Genomic DNA, 19,858 nt, shown 5'->3' on the forward strand with positions numbered 1-19,858 from the left:
GCGTTACCGGATCATCTCGTGAATCCGATCGACCAGCAGAGAGCCTTGGTCCTTCGAGCGGCAGATGAGCAGCGTCGTGTCGTCTCCGCTGATCGAGCCCATGATCTCCGGCCAATCCATGCCGTCGATCAGCGACGCGATCGTATTGGCCGTGCCGGGAAGGCACTTCACGACGACCAGGTTGTCCGCCGCCTCGGCCTGCACGAAGTGATCGACAAGGGCGCGCTTCAGCTTGAGCGCCGGGTTGTACCGCTGATCGTGCGGCATCGAATATTTGTACCGGCCGTCCTCCAACGGGACCTTGATCAGCTGCATCTCCTTGATGTCGCGCGAGACGGTGGCCTGGGTGACGTGCACGCCTTCGCTGCGCAGCGCCTCCACCAGCTCCTCCTGCGTCTCGATCTCCCTCGAGCCGATCATTTCGCGGATTTTCCTCTGCCTTTGACCTTTCATCCGTTCTCATCCTCCACTTTGAATCGCACCGTCCGTACGAGTCGATCCTTCGGATCCGCAACGATGATTCCTTCGCATTCGGGGAACAGCAGCGCGTAAACGAGAAGCCGTTCCCTCAGTCCGCTGGCCGTCCATTCGAGCGGCATTCGGGACTTGTCCAGCTTCACCAAATAGTATTTATCTTCCTTGACGGCCAAATAATCGAAGAAGAGCCGCGTCGGCTGAAGAGGCCCTTCATCGATGGAGACGGCGAGCGGAATCCGGTGTTTGCCGGAGAGCACCTCGTACCCGTTCTCCTCGAGCAGATCCACCGTCTCGTCGGGCTCGACTCCGCCGGCCTTGGCCAGCTTGCGAATGCGATACCCCGGAGGCGCGTGCAGCCAATTGTCGAAGCGACGCCATATCCACCACAGGAGCAGACCTACGGCCACGAGAAAAACGATCCAATCTCCGAATTGAGCCACCCTCATCGCCTCCTTGCGGGACGCCGCGCTTGTGCGGGCGCCCTACACTAATTCGAGGCGGGAACGCCGATCTCCTCTCGGGTCGGCGCGAATGGGATTTCCGGCGTACGCTTCATGCCGGTTGCGGCTTAACGGTTACGATTCGAACTCGGGAGCGCCTTGGAAGTGCGCAGGTGTCATGCAGCGGGCGAATAGGCGTCGCCGACGTCGCGCGGCTCTTGCTCGCGGATCGTTCATCTAGCCGGATCGCATAAATCGTTGGATCGTAAAAAGAGCCGGATCGTAAAAAAACCGGAGCTCGCGGGGAGAAGCGAACCGTTATCGTGACGGCCGTTCTTCGGCAGCTCCGGGTGTCGGGACCCATGTCGTCGGGCGTCGGGTCAGCCGTTCCCGCGGAACGCGGAGGCGGCCTCCTGCACGACTTGTCGGGCGAGGCCCGATAATTGATCTTCGCCCATCGAGACCGGCTCGCCGCCCGCGGAACCGGAATCCCGATCGCGGAGCAGCCAATACGCCAGAAATTCGATGTTGCCTTCCCCTCCGGTAATCGGGGAGTACGTTAATCCTTGAAGCTCGAAGCCCAGTTCGCCGGCGAACCGCAGCACGTCGCGGACGACCGCTTCGTGGACGCCGGGATCGCGCACGACCCCGGACTTGCCGACCTGCTCCCGGCCCGCTTCGAATTGGGGCTTGATCAGGGCGACGGTCCCTCCACCCGGAACGAGCAGCGGCGCCAGCGCCGGCAGAATCAGCTTCAGCGAGATGAAGCTGACGTCGATCGTCGCGAAGCCCGGGCGGGGTCCGTCGAGCTGATCCGGCGTCACGTGGCGGAAGTTCGTCCTCTCCATGACGCGGACCCGCTCGTCCTGGCGCAGCGACCAGTCCAGCTGGTTGTAGCCGACGTCCAAGGCGTATACGAACGCCGCTCCGTTCTGAAGGGCGCAATCGGTGAAGCCGCCGGTCGAGGCTCCGATGTCGAGCATAACCGCTCCGGCGAGGTCGATGCCGAAGTGGCGGATCGCCTTCTCGAGCTTCAAGCCGCCCCGGCTGACGTAGGGGTGGGGGGCTCCCTTGACTGTAATGGCCGCGTCCCGCGGCACCTTCGTGCCGGGCTTGTCGACCTTCTCGGAGCCGATCAAGACGAGACCGGCCATAATGGCGGCCTTCGCCTTCTCCCGGCTCTCGTAATAGCCTTGCTCCACGAGCAGGACGTCGAGCCGTTCCTTCGAAGTCGCGTTCATTCCCGTCGTCACGTCGCCTTCTGCCGAACGCGCGCGACCTTGGAGCGCAGCTCTTGGACGACATTCTCCGCGGTCAAGCCCGCCTCGACGCGCTGCTCCTTGATGCTGGCGTGCTCGATGAACAGGTCCGGAATGCCGGCCAGGCTGACCGACATGTGGTGAATCTGGCGCTGGGCGTAAAATTCGAGCACCGCTCCGCCGAGACCGCCGGCGATGGCCGTCTCTTCCAGCACGAGCAGCGGGAGACGCTCTTCGGCCAGGCCGAGCAGCATCTCTTCGTCCAGCGGCTTCACGAAGCGGGCGTTCACGACCCGGATGCCGATCCCTTCGCGCTTGAGCAGCTCGGCCGCTTCCTCCGCCACCTGGACCATCGGTCCGATGGCGATAATGGCGGCGTAATCGCCTTCGCGAACGGTCTCCCACTGGCCGATCGGAATCGGCATCGGGTCTTCGTCCATCGGCACGCCGAGTCCGTTCACCCGCGGGTAACGGATCGCGATCGGGCCGTCGTCGTAATCGACGGCGGTTCTCATCATGCGCCGCAGCTCGTTCTCGTCCTTGGGCATCATCAGCACGATGTTCGGAATATGCCGCAGGAACGCGATATCGTACACGCCCTGGTGCGTCTCGCCGTCCGGGCCGACGAACCCCGCGCGGTCGATGGCGAAGATGACGTTGGCGTTATGCCGGCAGATGTCGTGCACGACCTGGTCGTACGCGCGCTGCAGGAAGGTCGAATAGACGGCGAATACCGGCTTCAGCCCTTCCATCGCGAGCGCCGCCGACATCGTGGCGGCATGCTGCTCGGCGATGCCGACGTCGAACATCCGGTCCGGGAACTTCTTCGCGAAGCCGAGAAGCCCGGAGCCGCCCGGCATCGCGGGCGTGATGGCGACGATTCTCTCGTCCTTCTCCGCGAGCTCGATCAAGGCGTTGCCGAACACTTCCGTGTACATCGGAGGCCCGACGGGCTTGACGACTTGCCCCGATTCGATCTTGTACGGGGTGATGCCGTGCCACTTGTGCGAGTCGGCTTCGGCCGGGGAATAGCCCTTGCCCTTCACCGTCAGCACGTGCACGAGCACGGGACCGTCCACCTTGTCCGCTTGACGGAACGTCTCGAGCAATTTATCGATATCGTGGCCGTCCACCGGCCCGAAGTACTTCAATCCGAATTCCTCGAACAGCATGCCGGGAACGACCAGGTACTTCAACCCGTCCTTGAACCGTTCGGCCGTCTTCGCCAGCTTGCCGCCTACCGCCGGAATCTTGCGCAGCAGCGATTCGAATTCTTCCTTGGCCTTGCGGTACGTCTTGTCGGAACGGACCTTGCCCAGGTAGTTGTGCAGGGCGCCGACGTTCGGGGCGATCGACATCTCGTTGTCGTTGAGCACGACCGTCAGCTTGCGCTTCTCGTGCCCGATATGGTTGAGCGCCTCCAGCGCCATGCCGCCCGTGAGCGCGCCGTCGCCGATGACCGCGACGACCTTGTTCGACTCGCCCTTCAGGTCGCGCGAGATCGCCATCCCGATGGCCGCCGACAAGGACGTGCTGCTGTGGCCGGCTTCCCAGACGTCATGCTCGCTCTCGGCCCGCTTGACGAAGCCGCACAGCCCGTTCTTCTGGCGCAGCGTGTCGAACCGGCCCATGCGGCCGGTCAGAATCTTATGCACGTAAGCCTGATGGCCGACGTCGAAGATGAACTTGTCCCGAGGGCTGTCGTACAAATAATGAAGAGCCAGAGTCAGCTCCACGACGCCCAGGTTGGGCGCCAGGTGACCTCCGGTTGCGGATAGTTTCTCGATTAGAAATTGACGGATCTCCTGTGCCAATAGCGGAAGATCGGATAAGGCAAGCTTCTTCAGATCCGCCGGACTGTCGATGCGATCGAGCAGCAATTAAGTTCCCCACTTTCCCCGATTCGGCGCTGGCGTCGCTTGGAACGTAGGTCCGAAACGAATGTTCGCCGTCTCCTTGAAGTTGGATATTACGCCTATTATAGCATATCCGGAATTCAAAGCCCAAGGGTTCGCCTTCCAAATTCGGCGAATATCGACGCGGCTCGATCCCTCGCGCGGCCGTGCGGCCTTGCCGCTGCGGACTTCGCCGGCCCCGGAGTCGCCTCCGCCGGCCGATGCCCGCCGCGATAGCGCAGCCTCGCAAGCAAAAAGGCATTCGGCCCATTCCCGCTTCGGTTCGCGCGCGAAGCGGCCATGCGCCGAATGCCTCTTCCGATCAATGATCCCGCCGCATGACGTACCGGGCGAGCCCCTCGAGCAGATCCGCCCGGGCCAGTCCGGCGGACGCGATCGCCCCGATCGCTTCCTCCGTCAACGCTTCGACGCGTCTGCGGCTCTCGTCCAGCCCGATCAGGTAAGGATAGGTCACCTTGCCCTGCCTCTCGTCGCTTCCCTGCGGCTTGCCCAGCTTCGCCTCGTCGCCGGTAACGTCCAGGATGTCGTCTTGGATCTGGAACGCGAGCCCGACGTTGCGGCCGTACAGACCGAGGGCGTCCAGCGCGCGGTCGTCCGCTTCGGCCGCATGGCCTCCGGCTCTAAGCGAGAACGCGATCAGGTCGCTCGTCTTGTGGAGGTGGATATTCTCCAGCTCCTCGAGCGACGTGATCCCTTGCTCGCCCAGCATGTCGTCGGCTTGTCCCCCGACCATGCCGGGGAAGCCCGCGTATCGCGCGAGCTCGGAGACGACGGCCAGCGCCCGCGCCGCCGGCACGCCTCGGCCGGCCGCCTGGGCGGCGACGTAGAAGGCGTGCGTCAACAAGCCGTCGCCCGCCAGAATCGCCATCGCTTCGCCGTACACCTTGTGGTTGGTCGGCCGGCCGCGGCGGAGATCGTCGTTGTCCATCGCCGGCAAGTCGTCATGGATAAGCGAATAGGTGTGCACCATCTCGACGGCGACGGCGAACGGAAGCGCCTTCTCGACCGCCTCTTCGCTGCCGGCGACGCTCTCGGCCGCCGCCATGACGAGAACCGGACGAAGCCGCTTCCCGCCGGCTTCCAAGGAATAGCGCGCAGCTTCCCGAAGCCGGGAAGGGATGCGCCAATCGGCGGGCAGGGCATCGCGCAGGGCCGCTTCCGCCCGTTCCCGCCGCATTCTAACGTAGCTGTCGATGTTCGCTAGCTGCATCACTCAGAAGGACTCTCCTTTATCCGTACCGGATTCGTCTCGCTGCGGGGCGAACGGCTTGCGCTGCACGCCGTTCTCGTCCTCCACCAGCATCTCGATCCTCCGCTCGACCTGCTCGAGCTTCTGGCCGCACAACCGGGAGAGCGCCATGCCTTCCTGGTACAGTTCGATCGCCGTCTCGAGCGGTACGTCCGAGCTCTCCAGACGGGATACGATTCTCTCCAGTCTCTCCATGGCCTCTTCGAACGAGATCGCGTTCTCGCCGTCTCCCAGGACCGGCTTGTCCGTCAACCCGTTCGCTTCCGAATTAGTTCCCATCCGAGATCTCCTCCCCATGCAATCCCCATACTTGGCAATCGAGCCTGCCGTCCGCGAGCCGCACCTTGATCAAGTCGCCGGGCTGCACTTCGCCGATGCTGCGGATCAGCTTCTTCTCCTCCTCGTCGTAGGCGAGGCTGTAGCCTCTCGCCATGACTTTGAGCGGGCTCAGCGCGTCCAGCTGCCGGACGAGCGCGCCGAAGCCCTTCTGCCGCTCGCGCAGCATGCCGCGCATCGCGAGATCGAGCCCGCGCGCGGCGGCTTCCGCCCGCTTGCGCGCGTAGGCCGCCTGCTCCGCGGGACTCGCCGCGGACAGGCGGCCGCCCAGCCGCGCGAGCCGTTCGCGCGCGCGGGCGTGGTGCCCTTCCGCGCGGTAGCGGAGCCGCTCGCGCAGGCGGTCGAGCTGTTCGGCCCGGGCGAGCAAGGCCCGCCGGGGCTGCGTGAAGAAGGGCGAGCGCGCCGAATGCTGCCAACGCTCGCGCTTCTTCGCGAGCAGCAGCCGCAGCGACTTGGCCATGCGCAGCTCCACCGCCTTGAGCCCCTGCCGCAGCTCGGCGGCGTGGGGCACGGCCAGCTCGGCCGCCGCCGTCGGCGTCGCGGCCCGCAGATCCGCCGCGAAGTCGGCGATCGTGAAGTCGGTCTCGTGGCCGACGGCCGAGATGACCGGGATGGCGGAGGCGCGAATCGCCCTCGCGACGGCCTCCTCGTTGAACGCCCACAGCTCCTCGAGCGAACCGCCGCCGCGTCCGACGATCAGCACGTCGACCTCGGCGAGCCGGTTCATCGACGCGATCGCCTTCACGATGGAAGGCGCCGCCCCCGTGCCCTGAACCGATACCGGATACAGGAACACCGGCACGGACGGATGCCTGCGCTGCAGCGTGATCAGAATGTCGCGCACCGCGGCCCCCGTCGGCGACGTAATGACGCCGATCGCCTTCGGATACCGCGGAATGGGACGTTTGACCGCTTCCGCGAACAGCCCTTCCGCCTCGAGCTTGCGCTTGAGCTGCTCGAAGGCGAGATACAGGCTGCCGACGCCGTCGGGCTGCATCGCCGTCACGTAGAATTGATACTGCCCGTCTCTCTCATAGACGGACACGCCTCCCCTGGCCAGCACCTTCATGCCGTCCTTGGGCATGAAGGGAAGTCGCTGGTTGTGGGAGGCGAACATGATGCTTTTCAGCCTGCCGCTCTCGTCCTTGAGCGTGAAATACATATGGCCGCTGGAATGCCGGGTAAAGTTCGAGATCTCCCCCCGAAGCCACACGTCCTGCAGCTTCGAATCTCCTTCCAGCTTCATCTTGATATACCGATTGACGTCGCGGATGCTCAGCACGCGTGCCGGTTCCATCTCTCCCGCCCCCGCTTCCGCTAGCCGATGCCGTGCGCCGTCTTCGCCGCCTTGAGCGTATTGGCCATCAGCATCGTGATGGTCATCGGGCCGACCCCGCCGGGCACCGGCGTGATCCAGCCGGCGACTTCGGCGACTTCGTCGTAATCGACGTCGCCGCACAGCTTGCCGGTGTCGAGCCGGTTGATCCCGACGTCGACGACGACCGCCCCGGGCTTGATCCAATCCTTCTTCACGAGCTTCGGAACGCCTACCGCCGCGACGACGATATCGGCCTCCCGGACCACTTCCGGCAGGTTCGGCGTGCGGGAATGCGCGATCGTGACCGTCGCGTTCTCGCGAAGCAGCAGAAGCGATACCGGCTTGCCGACGATGTTGCTTCGTCCGATGACGACCGCCTTCTTGCCGGCCGGCGAATTGCCGGTCCGCTTCAGCAGCTCGATGACGCCCGCCGGCGTGCACGGAAGCAAGGAATCGTCGCCGATCATCAGGTTGCCGACGCTGATCGGGTGGAAGCCGTCCACGTCCTTGGCGACCGAGATCGCGTCGATGACCGCCTTCTCCTCGATGTGCTTCGGAAGCGGCAGCTGCACGAGAATGCCGTTGATGTCGGCTTGTCCGTTGAGCCGTTCGATGAGGGCGAGAAGGTCCGCCTGGCTCGTCTCCGCCGGCAGACGGTGCACTTCGGAATAGAAGCCGAGGTCCTCGCACGCCTTCGCCTTGTTGCGGACGTACACTTGCGAAGCCGGGTCTTCCCCGACGAGCACGACGGCCAGGCCGGGACGGACGCCCTTCTCCCGCAAGGCCGCCACTTCGTTCTTGATCTCTTCGCGAATCGTATCGGATATCTGCTTGCCGTTGATGATCTGAGCGCTCATTCCGGTTCCCCCTCCCGATGGTTGGCTGCGCCTTCGCCCGCGGCCGGAGCTTTGCCGCGTTCGCGGATCATGCGGCCCAGGACGCCGTTGACGAACTTGCCGGACTCTTCCGTGCCGAAGTGCTTAGCCAGCTCGATCGCTTCGTTCACGACGACCTTCGGCGGAACTTCGGGCCGGAACTCCAGCTCGTAGGCGGCCAGCCGCAAAATCTGCAGGTCCACCCGGGACAGCCGGTCGACCTGCCAGCCGGTCAGGAACTCCTCCAGCAGCCGGTCGATCTCCTCGCGCTTCTCTTGCACGCCCGCCACCAGCTCGCGGGTGAACGAATCGATCGCCCCGAGTCCGCTGACGTCCGCTTCGATCTCGTTGTCGTGGCGCGCTTCTTCCATGACGGTATCGACGGCAATCTGGCCCTCGACCTCGTTCATCTCCATTTGGTACAGGCTCTGTACCGCTATCTCCCTAGCCAATCTGCGTTTCATGAATCCTCCGATCCAATGCCGTGTAATCAATGCGTTTAGCCGTCCCCCGCATGCCGAAGGATTCGGCCGTCGTCTCCGGCGGCCGGAAGGCCCGCCATAGGCCGTTCAAGGGCAGGAACCTCCGGTTACCGGGACCAAGGCCATCGATCGGTCAACCAGTCGGTCAGCCGGCTCCAATTCACGAGCGGCCCGCTCCGGTCGTCCTTCGCCTTCCCGATCCAGTAGCCGACCGCGACCAGCAGCGCGCAGAACAGCATATCCCAGAACCCGCTTAACAAGTAGATAAAAAAGAAAAAGAGTCCCGCGGCGACGCCGGTAGCCCGTCCCCCGTACGTATCCCACCACATTTTCCACATGGGCGGCAGTCCTCCCTATTCCACGCGGCTCTTGAACGTGGCGGGCGCTTGCGTCACGTTGGCGATATAGACCGAGACCTCGGCGACCGGGATGCCGGTCGTCTCCTCGATCTGCTCGGAGATCGTCTTCTGCATCTCTTCCGACAGGGTCGGAATCGGCGTCTCCCCGTCCACGAACGCGCGGATCGTGATTTGCAGGCCGGATTCGACGGCGCGCACCCTCGCCCGCAGGTCCTTCACTCCCCGCGTGCGCGAAGCGGCCTTGAGCGCGATGTTCTCGACCGTCTCGACGGAGATCCGAATGTCGCCGTGCTCCGTGCGCTGGTTAATGGACGGCGCGTTGCTGCCGCCGCGCGCGACGGAGACGATGAAGAAGCGAAGGCTGATCAGCAGCAGCACGACCGAGACGACGATGACCGTGCCTTGTACGGCCCGGCTGCCCCCCGTCGCATCGTCGACGACGTCCTTGAGGAAGCCGCTATCGAACCCTCCGCACGCCACGACGATCGCCACGACCGACGCCGCCCCGACCGCCAAACTGAATACGAACAAGAGCAACCTGTCCAACACTTTGATCAACGTGCGTCTCCTCCAGTCATGACAAACCAAATGACCCCCGACTTGCGAAAAGGCGCCCGACGGCCGTCCCCATGCACGAGAACGGCCACCATGGCGCCGGCATCCGCTAGCCGGAGGCAATGCGCGGCCAAGGAGTCGACCTTGGCGAGCGCGTTATCGGACACGCGTATGCGATTCGTCTTCTTCTGTTTTGTCAGCCTGCTTGAAGTGCACGTCGTGAATATGTACGTTCACTTCGACGACGTTCAGGCCCGTCATCGTCTCGATGGAGCGTTGAACGTTGCGCTGAATCTCCGCGGCGATCTCGGGAATGCGTCTGCCGTATTCCACGATGATATTGACGTCGACGGCGGCTTCCTTCTGGCCGACCTCGACCTTCACGCCCTTGGACAGATTCTTCCGTCCCAGCAATTCCGCGATCCCGGAGGAGATTCCTCCGCTCATGCCCGCGACGCCTTCCACCTCGACCGTCGCCAATCCGGCAATGACTTCGATAACCTCTGGAGCGATTTGAATGGTTCCCATCTCGGTCCGTTCGTAATCAGGCACCAATGTCTCCATTGCTCAAATCCACCTCCTTCATGCGATGAACGCCGCCGGTAGCGGCGTCCATATCACTATCCATACTATAGCATTGCCGAAGATTTATGACAAACCTTGTACTTCGTCCACGATTATTCCGCTTCGGCTTCTTCCGGGCGGTTGATATCGTGCTCCTCCAGGAACTTGATATCGAACGTGCCTTTGTTGAAAACCGGATGGTCGAGCAGCTTCAAATGGAACGGGATCGTCGTCTTGACGCCCTCGACCATGAACTCGTTCAGCGCCCGGCGTCCGCGGGCGATCGCTTCCGCCCGGGTCGGCGCCCAGACGATCAGCTTCGCGACCATGGAGTCGTAGTGCGGCGAGATCAGGTATTGGGGATACGCCCCGCTGTCCACCCGAACGCCCGGCCCTCCGGGCGGCAGGTAGAAGCCGATCCGGCCCGGCGACGGCATAAAGTTGCGGTCCGGGTCCTCCGCGTTGATGCGGAATTCGATCGCGGCGCCGTCGAACCTCACTTGCTCCTGCGTGAACGAGAGAGGCTCGCCCTCCGCGATGGAGATCATCTCCTTGATCAGGTCGATGCCCGTGACCATCTCGGTGACGGGATGCTCGACCTGAATGCGGGTGTTCATCTCCATGAAGTAGAATTGCCCGTCCGGCCCGAGCAGGAATTCGATCGTGCCCGCCCCGGAATAGTTGACGGCCTTCGCGGCGCGGACGGCCGCCTGGCCCATCCGCTCGCGAAGCGCGGGCGTCATGATCGGGCAAGGCGCTTCCTCGACCAGCTTCTGGCGCCGGCGCTGCACGGAGCAGTCGCGTTCGCCCAAGTGGCAGACGTTGCCGTGCTTGTCGGCGATGATCTGGATCTCGACGTGCTTCATGCCCGTCAAATATTTCTCGAGATAGACGCCGGAGTTGCCGAACGCCTTCTGGGCTTCCTGCTGCGCGGTCGTAATCTCGCGGACGAGCATCTCCTCGTCGTCCGCGAGCCGGATGCCGCGTCCTCCGCCGCCGGCCGTCGCCTTGATGATGACGGGGTAGCCGATGTCGCGGGCGACCCGCACCGCCTCTTCGATATCCTCGATGAGACCGTCGGAGCCCGGAATGACCGGAACGTCGGCCTGCTTCATCGTCTGCTTGGCGACGGACTTGTCGCCCATCCGGCTGATCGCGTCGGCGGAAGGGCCGATGAACGCGATGTTGCAAGTCTCGCAAATATCCGCGAAGTCGGCGTTCTCCGAGAGGAAGCCGTATCCGGGATGAATGGCGTCGCATTCGGTCAGAGTCGCGACGCTCATAATGTTCGTCAGGTTCAGGTAGCTGTCTTTGGAGGCCGTCGGCCCGATGCAATACGCTTCATCGGCCAGGCGGACGTGCAAAGATTCGCGGTCCGCTTCGGAGAATACCGCTACGGTCGAGATGCCGAGCTCGCGGCAGGCGCGAATGATGCGAACGGCGATCTCGCCGCGGTTGGCCACCAAGATCTTTTGAATTTTCAAGGCAAGAAATCCCCCTTTGATGTCGCCGGCGCTTCCTGTCGAACGCAGGATCGGCCGTTATTCCGGCTTGACGAGGAACAGCGGCTGGCCGAACTCGACCAATTGGCCGTTCTCGACGAGAATCTCGACGATCTCGCCCTTCACTTCCGCCTCGAGAGGATTCATCAGCTTCATCGCTTCCAGAATGCACACGACCGTCTTCTCGGTCACCTTATCGCCCGTGTGGACGAAGGCCGGCGCATCCGGAGACGGAGCGCGATAGAACGTTCCCACCATCGGGGAGACGATCTCGTGAAGCCCGGCGCGGCTGGCGGCGGCTGGCGCCGCGGCCGCCGGTTCGGCGGAAGAAGGCGCTTGCGCGGCCGCAGGCGCGGGAGCCGCCGCCGGGGCCGGCACGTAAGTATGCGAGATCGGGGCGGACTGCACGTTGACGACTTCCGTCTTGCCCGGCTTGCGGATCGCGAGTCTCGCGCCTTCGTTCTCGATCTCCAATTCGTGAATGGAAGTTTGATCCACCAATTTGATCAGTTCTTTGATTTCGCTCAATTTAAACATATTTTCGGACACTCCTTGGATTGGGGGTTCCCGTCTTCGGCCATGTAAGTTAAATCATGCTTGGCCTCGTATGACGGAACTATTATAACACAAGTGCGGGGTACGTCCACATATCGCTTTGCCTTCCTGTCTTTTCTCATTGCCATAGACGCGACCGAACATACTTCTATCGACAAATATAGACGAATCGCGAAAAAAATCTCTTGCATCGAAGCGCCGCTCGCCTCTCTCTTCTAATACCGCCCTGGCAGTTCCGGTGCGTCGGACTTCTTATCCCCTTCTCTCAGGCTTCCCGGGCTGCCAATCTTCCCTCGGACTTTCTTACCGACGTCACTCCCGACTCGCAACTTAGTCCCTTATCCCTCCGACTCAGGCCGATACGAGCCCCAACTCCGCCCCGTGCTCCCACAGTTGGTTCCGAGCTCCCGCTCCACCCTACGATTCCCCTGACGAAATAGCGTCTCCTATCCCTTTCTCTCAGGCTTCCCGGGTTGCCAATCTTCCCTCGCACTTCTGACCGACGCGCCCCCGATTCGCAACTTAGTGCTCTTATCCCTCCGACTCAGTCGATTACAAGCCCCGCTTTGCCCTGCACTTCCCCTGGCGAAAATAGCGTCTGCTATCCCTTTCTCTCAGGCTCCCCGGTTCCAATCTTCCCTCGCGCTATCTGATCCACGCACTCCCGTACGCAACTTAGTCCCTTATCCCTCCGACTCAGTCCGTTTAGAGCCCCCGCTCCCCCTGCGATTCCCCTGGCGAGATAGCGTCTCCTATCCCTTACTCTCAGGCTCCCCGGCTGCTAATCTTCACTTGCAATATCTGATCCACGCACCCCCGTACGCAACTAGCCTCTTATCCCTCCGACTCAGTCCGTTTCGAGCCCCCTGTTCAGCCCTACACTTCCCTGCCGAAAAAGAGCGTCTCTTATCCCTTCGACTCAGTCGATTACAAGCTCATGCTCCGCCCCGCTTCCCCCCGGCGATAACGTTCCTATCCCCATCTCTCTGTCATACTCGCTGCCATTTTCCCGACCCTTGTCAGACCGGCACACTCTAGACAAGCAACTTTGTCCTTTATCCCTTCAATGTTAGCTCGAGTACCTCATTTCCGGATCATTACCTGATCCGAAGGGATAGAGGCATATGCCCTTGATCTCGATAGTCGCTACCTGACCCGAAGGGATAGTGGTCTAAGGCTGCGTAATCCGATGGTCCACCCTGACTCGAAGGGATAATGGCGCGTGCCCCTTGAGCCCGATATGTCACTACCTGATCCGAAGGGATAGTGGTCTATGACTCCGCAATCCGATGGCCACCCCTGACTCGAAGGGATAATGGCATGTGCCCTTTGATCCCGTTAGCCACTACCTGATCCGAAGGGATAGAGGCCTGTGACTCTGACAATCCGATGATCACCCCTGACTCGAAGGGATACAGGCATCCGCTCCCTCGATCTGACTGGAGCTACCTGATCCAACGGGATAGCGGCATGGGAGTCTGCAATCCGATGGTCGCCACCTGACTCGAGGGGATAGCGGCATAGCGCGACGATATCGGAACACGTTCCTGAAGCGAAGGGATAGTGGCATAGGGGCAGCAGAACCAATCCCCCCTCCTGACGGGAGGGGATAGAGGCACGTGTACGCCGGAGCGGCAAAAGACGAGAAAAAGCAAGAGCCCGGTTGCCCGGGCCCTTTTTCCGAAAGATTATGGATTGGCGATGTATTGAACGGTGACGCGGTCCGGCGTAACGTTGAGCTCCTTCATCGCCGTCTCGACGATGTTGACCGCCTGGGTCTTGTCGAGCTTGTCGGCCTGGACGACGACCTTGAAGGTGTTGTTCTCTTCTTCGACCACGGCGTTGTCGTAATCGGCGAGTAGCTTCTCTTCGAGGCTCGAGATGCGCTGCTCGGTCGCGTCCATGCGGCTCAGCTCTTCGAACGCGGCGGCGGTCTCCTCTTGCGTATGCTTGCTCGTGTCCGCGATGATGCTGTTCAGCTCTTCCTCACGCTTGGAGTAGCTCTCCATCCGCTTCAGCTGGATCTCGTCGAAGTATGCGGCGCCGGTCTGGTTGGAGATCCCTTGAAGAACGGCTTCGTCCTCCGGCTTGGCGGAATCGTCCGTCGCGCTCGCATGCTCCGAATCCTCCTTGTCTCCGCTCGCGGTCGCTTCGTCGGACTGCTTGCCGTCCGCTTGCTTGCCGTCCGTCTGGTCCGATTCGCCGCCCTGCGCTTCCTTGTCGGTACCGGACTTCCCGTCCGTAGCCGCGGCGGCGCCTTCGTCCTGGCCGGACGTCTGGCCGTCCGTTCCGGTCGCGGTCCCCGCCGTTCCGTCGACTTCGGTGATCTCGAAGCCGTCCGCGTTGTTTTTGGCCGTCCCGGAAGTGTCCTCCACTTGGTTGTTCGCCTGCTGGTTGGCCGGCGTCACGTCTTCCGTGAACAAGTAATAGGCGGACAGAATGACCATCAAGCTAAGCATGGACACCAGCCAAATCGTTTGCCTCTTGTTATTCATAAACGCATAACCTCCCGAATCGAGTTGGTATGTTCGATCATTGCTTGCGCGGAACGACGGAGATCCGGTGAATCGGCACGTCGAGTCCCCGGGCGACCGCTTCGGCGATCAGCTTGTGCACGGTGCCGTTCTCCGCTCCCTTCGCCACGATGAGGACGCCGCGAACTTTGGGCTTCACCTTCTTGACGACGATCGGAGATTGTCCCCCCGACACTTCGTAGAGCACCACCTGGCCTTCCCGGTTGACCTCGGTTATATGTCTCTTCGCTCCGTTGCGGTCGGTCTCGTCCGTAATCTGCTGCGTCATCTTCTCGTTGAGCTGAACGACCGTCTCTTCCGTCGAGTCGATGCTGACCATGACGTCCGCCGTCCCGACGCCGACGACGTTCTCGAGCATCTGCTTCAGCTTGCTCTCCAGCGACGATTCGATGTCCACGAACGGATCCTTGGCGTCGCCGCCGCCGTTCAGGAACGTCGTCTGCTGATCCGGCGCGTCTTCGTCCCTCGGCGGGGACAGTCCCGGATCCCGGGTCGGATCCATCGTCTTGACGTTGAGGAAGGAGGAGATCAGCAGCAGGGCGGCGCCGATCAGCCCGATCAGCACCAGCCACCGGAACGCCTTGACGCGGCGCGGTCCCCCGGGCCCTCCTCCGATGAACGACTCCAGCTGCTGCAGCCACTTGGCCATGGACTCCCTCCTTACCCTCTCTTATCCGTCTCGCCCGGCGCCTCCACCCATACCCGAACCCGGTCCGCCTCGATCCCGAACCGGGTCGAGACGAGGGCGGCGACCCGGCTCGCCAAGGCGGCGTCGGCCGCCGCCGGTTCGTCGGCGGGAGACGCTTCCGCCGGCACGTCCGAAGGCGGCTGCCCCCGGGACGCTTCCGCGTCGACGGCGATGTCCACCGGGGCGATCGGCTCCACGTCGGCGATGGCTCTCCCGCCTTCTTCGGCGGAAGAGTCCGTAGCCTCTCCCGCCAGCACGAGCTTGACCTCCGACAGGACGTAGCCTCCGTTCGCGGCCGCACCGGAGCCGCCTTGCCCGCCGGCGACGGGTTCCGCCTCGATGTCGACCGACCGCACGGGGCCGAGCCCCGCTTCTTCGATCGAGCTCCGGATCTGGGCGGCGAGCCCCGCGGTCGCCAGCTTGACGGCCTGGCCGTTCCTCGCCTCGCCCAGCTTGCGGGCTTCCGCCTCGATCCGCTCCATCTCCGCCTTCGTCTCGGAGGACGTCCCGCCCGGCGACAGCCGAACGGATTCGAGCCCGGACGCCAGCCGGGTGCCGAAGTCGCCCTTGAACAGCTGGAGAACCGGGGACGCCACGGTCAGAAGGACGAGCAGCCCGGCGACTAGCCTTACGTATCGCTGCATCGTCCGGTTGGGGAGCAGAAGGTCGACGAGAGAGGCGAGCAAGACGACCGCGACGATCTGCTGCAGCCATCCCGACAAAGCCGACATCATCGAATTCCCTCCTCCAGCCTAAGCCCGTGCCTAGCGCATCATGATCGACGCGTTGCCCGCCGTCAGAATGATCGTGACCGCCAGGAAAAACATCATCCCGACCGAAGCGAGGGCGGCGAACACGTACACCAGCGTTTTCCCGATCGTCTGCAGGCATTGAACGATCGGCGTGTCCCCGAGCGGCTGCAGCACCGCGGCCGAGACGTTGTAGATAAGCGCCAGCGTCAGAATCTTGACCGCGGGGAACGCGCACAGGAACAACAGGATGACGACTCCCGCCAAGCCGACCGCGTTCTTGACGAGCAGGCTCGCCGACAGGACGGTGTCCGCCGCGTCGGAGAACATTCTGCCGACGACGGGCACGAAGTTGCCGGTCACGAACTTGGCCGTCTTCAGCGCGATGCCGTCCGCCACGGCGCCGGTCGCTCCTTGAACGGACAGCACGCCCAGGAACAGCGTGAGCAGCACCCCGAGCATCCCGACTCCGATCGTTCTCAGCAGGTTGGCGAGCTGAGTGACCTTGTAGCGTTCCGACAGCGTGCTGACCAAGTGGAGCACCGCCGAGAAGAAGAGCAGCGGGAAGACGATCAAGTGAATCAGAGTGCCGACCGTGTGGATCATGAACACGATCAGCGGGTGAAGGACCGCCACCGTCGTCACCCCGCCCGTGCTGGCGAGCAGCGTGAGAAGCAAGGGGACCATGGCGAGCATGAACTGGACCATGTTGCCGATCGCTTCGGCCGCGTACTGCGTCGCCGACCGGAAGCTGTTCACCGCGATGACGAGCAGCACCATGTAGGCGATGGAGTAGGCGACCTTGCTCACCGTATTGCGTTCGAACGCATTCTGCATCGTCTCGAGCAGCATCGTGAACACCGCGAGCAGCACGATCGTCACGACCAGCTTGCCGCTGTACAGCACCTCGTGGAGGAAAAACCGGGCCAAACCCGTGACGGCCGCCCCCGCATCCCACTTGTCCCCGTCGGGGAACATCAGCTGCCTAAGGCTTGGTGCCTTCCCGTCCGGGAAGTAGCCGCCGTATTCTCCCCTCAGCTTGTTCCAGTACTGTTCGATCTGGCTTAGGTCGACATCGCCCGCCTGCTGCCTGGCCAGTTCGTCCGCCAGCTCGGAAGCGCCTTGCGGGTCCGAAGGCTGCGCCCGCGTCGTCGATGAAGCGGCAGGCGCTTCGGCGAACGCGGAAGGCAGCTGGAGCATGGAGAGCAAGAAGGCCGACAGGAGCAGGATAAGAGGGGCCAAGCCCGATCCGCGAGCCGTCGGAAGAAGGAGGCGCAAGCGCATCTCCCCTCCCTTCCCCGGCCGCGCTTCAGGCCGGCAGCAAATTCAGTACCGTCTCGATAATGACTCCGATAATGGGAACCGCCATGACGAGAATGAGAATCTTGCCCGCGAACTCGATCTTGGAAGCGACGCTCTCCATCCCGGCGTCCCGGACGATCTGGGCTCCGAATTCGGCGACGTAGGCGATGCCGATGATCTTGAGCATCGTCTTCAGGTACACCGACGGGATGCCCGAGCGGTCGGCCAAGTCTTCCACCACCGAGACGACGCCGTCGATCTTGCCGATCAGCGCGAGGAAGATCGCGACTCCCACGAACGCGGAGATCAGGAACGCGAACATCGGCTTCTGCTCGCGGACGACCAGGATGAGCACGGTTGCGAGCAGCCCGATGCCGACGATCTGGAGAATTTCCACCGCACTCACCTGCCGCCTTCGATCCTGTCGTCACTGGAACAGAAAGATGGTCTTGATCTCCTGGAACAAGTCGTTGAGCAAGCGCACGACCATAAACAACACGACGACGAATCCGATTACGGTAACCCAATGCGCCATGTCTTCCTTGCCCATCTGCTTGAGCACGGTGTGGATCATGGCGACGATAATGCCGATGCCGGCGATCTGGAAAATCGTGCTGACGTCGATGTTCATCGAATCGGCCCCCTACTACACCATCAAGATGACGACCAGGGCGGCCCCCAGCACCCCCAGGCTCCGGCACAGCTTCTCGTATCTTTGCTGCTCCTCTCTTGCCGTCGCCTCTTCCGACTGAAGCTGCAGCGCGGCCAGACGGACGTGCTTCAGCTGATCCTCCTTGCCGCTGCCGCCGAGCGTCGCTCCCAGACGGAGCATCGCCTCCTTCTCCCCCGCCCGCATCGAAGTCGATGCCCAGCCCGCCGTCAGCGCCTTCTCCCAGACCTCGCCGACCGTCGAGCCCGATCCGGACCGGAGCTCGGCGGCGATGCCGGCGAACATGGCCGAGAGAGGCGGCGGAATCGCGAGCGACATCCGGTGCAGGGCGTCCGGGAGGGGCGTCTGCCCGTAGCCGATCTCGGTCTCGAGCCGCTGCAGCGCGTGCAGCAAGGAGCGGATCTGCTTCGGCCTCTCCGCGAACCGGGCCGCCTGCGCGAAGCCGATCATCGTTCCCGCGAACAGGACGAGAACCGCTCCGATCAGCTTAATCATGGCCGCCCACCTCGCCGCTCGCGCCGTCCGGCGACCGGATCAGGGGAAGCGGCCTCGCCTTGATCGCCGGTTCCGGAATGCCCCGCGGAACGAAGAGCGCTTCCTCCGCCGCCCTCGCGGACGGCTCCGGCGCGTCTCTCGGCGTCGCCCACGAGCGCAAGCCGCCGCGGCGCCTCGCTTCGTCCTCCGCCTCCTTCGCGCCGAATACCCGATGCTCGACGCGGCCCCCCGTCCGCGACAGCAGGACGTACGCGCCGAACATCCCGTCGCGTACGAGCTCCGACAGAACCGGACGGCGGAACACGTCCGCGAGATCGGAGGCGTGCGCCGAAGCCAGCACCCGGACCCCGGAATGCAGCGCCTCCCTCAGGGCGTCCGCGTCCTCGGGCCGGCCGATCTCGTCGACGACGACGACCTCGGGCGACATGGAGCGGACGAGCATCATCATCCCTTCCGCCTTCGGGCAGGCGTCGAGCACGTCGCAGCGCGGGCCGAGGTCGAATGTCGGCACGCCCCGCTCGCAGGCGGCGATCTCGGAGCGCTCGTCGACGATGCCGACCTTGCGCCCTCCCCACCCGATCGCGGCGGGATGATTCCACTCCCCGGAGCTGATCGCTCTCGCCAGATCGCGAAGCAGCGTCGTCTTGCCCTGCTGCGGAGGCGACACGATCAGCGTATGGCGGATCGTCCTCGCCTCCCTGTCCAGCAGCGCGGGAAGCAGCCTGGACGAGCTGCCGACGCGGGCTCTGGCGATCCGGACGTTGAACCCGGACACGTCCCGCAGATGCCGGACCGCTCCGCCTTCCAGCACGGTCCGGCCGGCCAGTCCGATCCGGTGGCCTCCCGCGACCGTCACGTAGCCTCTTCTTAACTCTTCCTCCACCGCGTATAGCGAATGATCCGTGATTTTCTCCAGGAAAGCCCGACAATCGTCCCGGTTCGGCCTGTAGCCGGCCCGGTGGTCGCTCGTCGCCGAACCGTCGCCGCCGACAAACGCGAACCGGCCTCCGTATCCGATCTCGAGCGGCCGGTTCTCCCGGATCCGGATCTCCTCCAACTGGCCCGTCACGGATTCCGGCAGCTTGGCCATCAGCTCCCGGATGCGGCCCGGCAGCCATTCGAACAATGCGATCGGCATCGGGATCCCCCCTTTCCCCGAGTCGTAGGTCTATAGCTGATTCATATGTATGCTTGGACGACCCGTTTATGCCTGCTTGGCCGAGATCGGACTTCTCCCGCTACTTCCGCAGGATCCCGATCAGCAGACAGGATACTCCGGCGGCCACCCACAAAAATCGCATGGGAGAGAGCTTGTCCGAGAGTCCGACCAAGCCGATCGTCGTCGTCGTGAGCAAGACCAGCGGGCCGACGAGCGCGAGCATCGAATTGACGACGAGAGCCTTCTGCACGTCGTTCAGCTTCAGCATGACGATCGCGGCCGTCAGCTCGAGACTGCCGGATACGATCCGCAGCACGGCCATGCTGAATACGGTTTTGTCCATGCGCCAACCCCCTTTCGGGCCAAAGTTTGTC

At 63.2% G+C, this 19,858-nt stretch carries 23 protein-coding genes; all 23 read right to left on the bottom strand.

Annotation, left to right across the window (positions count from 1 at the left end; genetic code table 11):
• Positions 1-3 precede the first annotated feature (3 nt).
• Positions 4-453 carry a transcriptional regulator AhrC/ArgR gene (gene ahrC, locus H7B90_RS16220; protein ID WP_185136940.1) on the bottom strand — a complete coding sequence of 150 codons (450 nt, stop codon included), beginning with the start codon at positions 451-453 and terminating at the stop codon, positions 4-6.
• The gene (locus H7B90_RS16225; protein ID WP_185136941.1) at positions 450-917 is read right to left on the bottom strand and encodes a hypothetical protein; all 468 of its coding nucleotides are present in this window, start codon (positions 915-917) and stop codon (positions 450-452) included. Before H7B90_RS16225 ends, ahrC begins: the two co-directional genes overlap by 4 nt.
• Before the next feature lie 380 nt (positions 918-1,297).
• Entirely contained in the window at positions 1,298-2,158 is an 861-nt protein-coding gene (locus H7B90_RS16230; protein WP_185136980.1) for a TlyA family RNA methyltransferase, read from the bottom strand.
• 8 nt (positions 2,159-2,166) lie between these two features.
• Positions 2,167-4,056 carry a 1-deoxy-D-xylulose-5-phosphate synthase gene (dxs, locus tag H7B90_RS16235; protein ID WP_185136942.1) on the bottom strand — a complete coding sequence of 630 codons (1,890 nt, stop codon included), beginning with the start codon at positions 4,054-4,056 and terminating at the stop codon, positions 2,167-2,169.
• 337 nt (positions 4,057-4,393) lie between these two features.
• Positions 4,394-5,302, bottom strand: a complete 909-nt coding sequence (locus H7B90_RS16240) for a polyprenyl synthetase family protein (RefSeq protein ID WP_185136981.1) — start codon at positions 5,300-5,302, stop codon at positions 4,394-4,396.
• Positions 5,303-5,305: 3 nt separating this feature from the next.
• The gene (gene xseB / locus H7B90_RS16245; RefSeq protein WP_185136943.1) at positions 5,306-5,620 is read right to left on the bottom strand and encodes an exodeoxyribonuclease VII small subunit; all 315 of its coding nucleotides are present in this window, start codon (positions 5,618-5,620) and stop codon (positions 5,306-5,308) included.
• A complete protein-coding gene (gene xseA / locus H7B90_RS16250; RefSeq protein WP_185136944.1) occupies positions 5,610-6,974 on the bottom strand; it encodes an exodeoxyribonuclease VII large subunit in 1,365 nt (454 codons plus the stop codon). Before xseA ends, xseB begins: the two co-directional genes overlap by 11 nt.
• Positions 6,975-6,994: 20 nt before the next feature.
• Entirely contained in the window at positions 6,995-7,852 is an 858-nt protein-coding gene (gene folD / locus H7B90_RS16255) for a bifunctional methylenetetrahydrofolate dehydrogenase/methenyltetrahydrofolate cyclohydrolase FolD (protein WP_185136945.1), read from the bottom strand.
• Positions 7,849-8,334, bottom strand: a complete 486-nt coding sequence (nusB, locus tag H7B90_RS16260) for a transcription antitermination factor NusB (protein WP_185136946.1) — start codon at positions 8,332-8,334, stop codon at positions 7,849-7,851. The genes folD and nusB overlap by 4 nt, the downstream gene beginning before the upstream one ends.
• Positions 8,335-8,459: 125 nt before the next feature.
• Positions 8,460-8,690, bottom strand: coding sequence for a DUF2273 domain-containing protein (locus H7B90_RS16265; RefSeq protein WP_185136947.1), 231 nt, complete (start codon positions 8,688-8,690; stop codon positions 8,460-8,462).
• Between the two features lie 15 nt (positions 8,691-8,705).
• Positions 8,706-9,269 (bottom strand): alkaline shock response membrane anchor protein AmaP, encoded by a 564-nt coding sequence (amaP, locus tag H7B90_RS16270; RefSeq protein WP_185136948.1) that lies wholly within the window; start codon positions 9,267-9,269, stop codon positions 8,706-8,708.
• Between the two features lie 153 nt (positions 9,270-9,422).
• The gene (locus H7B90_RS16275; protein ID WP_185136949.1) at positions 9,423-9,830 is read right to left on the bottom strand and encodes an Asp23/Gls24 family envelope stress response protein; all 408 of its coding nucleotides are present in this window, start codon (positions 9,828-9,830) and stop codon (positions 9,423-9,425) included.
• A gap of 113 nt (positions 9,831-9,943) precedes the next feature.
• Entirely contained in the window at positions 9,944-11,314 is a 1,371-nt protein-coding gene (accC, locus tag H7B90_RS16280; RefSeq protein ID WP_185136950.1) for an acetyl-CoA carboxylase biotin carboxylase subunit, read from the bottom strand.
• A gap of 57 nt (positions 11,315-11,371) precedes the next feature.
• Positions 11,372-11,869 (bottom strand): acetyl-CoA carboxylase biotin carboxyl carrier protein, encoded by a 498-nt coding sequence (gene accB / locus H7B90_RS16285; RefSeq protein WP_185136951.1) that lies wholly within the window; start codon positions 11,867-11,869, stop codon positions 11,372-11,374.
• A gap of 1,706 nt (positions 11,870-13,575) precedes the next feature.
• On the bottom strand, positions 13,576-14,382 hold the full coding sequence (locus H7B90_RS16290; protein WP_185136952.1) for a SpoIIIAH-like family protein: 807 nt from the start codon (positions 14,380-14,382) through the stop codon (positions 13,576-13,578).
• Between the two features lie 37 nt (positions 14,383-14,419).
• Positions 14,420-15,070: a stage III sporulation protein AG gene (gene spoIIIAG / locus H7B90_RS16295; RefSeq protein ID WP_185136953.1), complete on the bottom strand. Its 651-nt coding sequence runs from the start codon at positions 15,068-15,070 to the stop codon at positions 14,420-14,422.
• 11 nt (positions 15,071-15,081) lie between these two features.
• Positions 15,082-15,843, bottom strand: a complete 762-nt coding sequence (gene spoIIIAF / locus H7B90_RS16300; protein ID WP_185136954.1) for a stage III sporulation protein AF — start codon at positions 15,841-15,843, stop codon at positions 15,082-15,084.
• A gap of 30 nt (positions 15,844-15,873) precedes the next feature.
• Positions 15,874-17,142, bottom strand: coding sequence for a stage III sporulation protein AE (gene spoIIIAE, locus H7B90_RS16305; protein ID WP_260411076.1), 1,269 nt, complete (start codon positions 17,140-17,142; stop codon positions 15,874-15,876).
• A 25-nt stretch (positions 17,143-17,167) separates the two neighbouring features.
• A complete protein-coding gene (spoIIIAD, locus tag H7B90_RS16310) occupies positions 17,168-17,557 on the bottom strand; it encodes a stage III sporulation protein AD (protein WP_185136983.1) in 390 nt (129 codons plus the stop codon).
• 30 nt (positions 17,558-17,587) lie between these two features.
• Entirely contained in the window at positions 17,588-17,791 is a 204-nt protein-coding gene (gene spoIIIAC / locus H7B90_RS16315; protein ID WP_019007235.1) for a stage III sporulation protein AC, read from the bottom strand.
• 15 nt (positions 17,792-17,806) lie between these two features.
• Positions 17,807-18,325 carry a stage III sporulation protein SpoIIIAB gene (spoIIIAB, locus tag H7B90_RS16320; protein ID WP_185136955.1) on the bottom strand — a complete coding sequence of 173 codons (519 nt, stop codon included), beginning with the start codon at positions 18,323-18,325 and terminating at the stop codon, positions 17,807-17,809.
• Positions 18,318-19,463 carry a stage III sporulation protein AA gene (gene spoIIIAA, locus H7B90_RS16325; RefSeq protein ID WP_185136956.1) on the bottom strand — a complete coding sequence of 382 codons (1,146 nt, stop codon included), beginning with the start codon at positions 19,461-19,463 and terminating at the stop codon, positions 18,318-18,320. Before spoIIIAA ends, spoIIIAB begins: the two co-directional genes overlap by 8 nt.
• A gap of 100 nt (positions 19,464-19,563) precedes the next feature.
• Positions 19,564-19,827: a YqhV family protein gene (locus tag H7B90_RS16330; protein ID WP_185136957.1), complete on the bottom strand. Its 264-nt coding sequence runs from the start codon at positions 19,825-19,827 to the stop codon at positions 19,564-19,566.
• Between the last annotated feature and the right edge of the window lie 31 nt (positions 19,828-19,858).

The sequence above is a fragment of the Cohnella xylanilytica genome (genome assembly GCF_014212175.1).
Classification (GTDB): domain Bacteria; phylum Bacillota; class Bacilli; order Paenibacillales; family Paenibacillaceae; genus Cohnella; species Cohnella xylanilytica.

Coding starts and splice junctions, on each gene's coding strand:
- ahrC (WP_185136940.1), bottom strand. CDS start 453: ATGAAAGGTCAAAGGCAGAGGAAAATCCGCGAAATGATCGGCTCGAGG.
- H7B90_RS16230 (WP_185136980.1), bottom strand. CDS start 2,158: ATGAACGCGACTTCGAAGGAACGGCTCGACGTCCTGCTCGTGGAGCAA.
- H7B90_RS16240 (WP_185136981.1), bottom strand. CDS start 5,302: ATGCAGCTAGCGAACATCGACAGCTACGTTAGAATGCGGCGGGAACGG.
- xseB (WP_185136943.1), bottom strand. CDS start 5,620: ATGGGAACTAATTCGGAAGCGAACGGGTTGACGGACAAGCCGGTCCTG.
- xseA (WP_185136944.1), bottom strand. CDS start 6,974: ATGGAACCGGCACGCGTGCTGAGCATCCGCGACGTCAATCGGTATATC.
- folD (WP_185136945.1), bottom strand. CDS start 7,852: ATGAGCGCTCAGATCATCAACGGCAAGCAGATATCCGATACGATTCGC.
- nusB (WP_185136946.1), bottom strand. CDS start 8,334: ATGAAACGCAGATTGGCTAGGGAGATAGCGGTACAGAGCCTGTACCAA.
- H7B90_RS16265 (WP_185136947.1), bottom strand. CDS start 8,690: ATGTGGAAAATGTGGTGGGATACGTACGGGGGACGGGCTACCGGCGTC.
- H7B90_RS16275 (WP_185136949.1), bottom strand. CDS start 9,830: ATGGAGACATTGGTGCCTGATTACGAACGGACCGAGATGGGAACCATT.
- accB (WP_185136951.1), bottom strand. CDS start 11,869: ATGTTTAAATTGAGCGAAATCAAAGAACTGATCAAATTGGTGGATCAA.
- H7B90_RS16290 (WP_185136952.1), bottom strand. CDS start 14,382: ATGAATAACAAGAGGCAAACGATTTGGCTGGTGTCCATGCTTAGCTTG.
- spoIIIAG (WP_185136953.1), bottom strand. CDS start 15,070: ATGGCCAAGTGGCTGCAGCAGCTGGAGTCGTTCATCGGAGGAGGGCCC.
- spoIIIAF (WP_185136954.1), bottom strand. CDS start 15,843: ATGATGTCGGCTTTGTCGGGATGGCTGCAGCAGATCGTCGCGGTCGTC.
- spoIIIAE (WP_260411076.1), bottom strand. CDS start 17,142: ATGCGCTTGCGCCTCCTTCTTCCGACGGCTCGCGGATCGGGCTTGGCC.
- spoIIIAC (WP_019007235.1), bottom strand. CDS start 17,791: ATGAACATCGACGTCAGCACGATTTTCCAGATCGCCGGCATCGGCATT.
- spoIIIAB (WP_185136955.1), bottom strand. CDS start 18,325: ATGATTAAGCTGATCGGAGCGGTTCTCGTCCTGTTCGCGGGAACGATG.
- spoIIIAA (WP_185136956.1), bottom strand. CDS start 19,463: ATGCCGATCGCATTGTTCGAATGGCTGCCGGGCCGCATCCGGGAGCTG.
- H7B90_RS16330 (WP_185136957.1), bottom strand. CDS start 19,827: ATGGACAAAACCGTATTCAGCATGGCCGTGCTGCGGATCGTATCCGGC.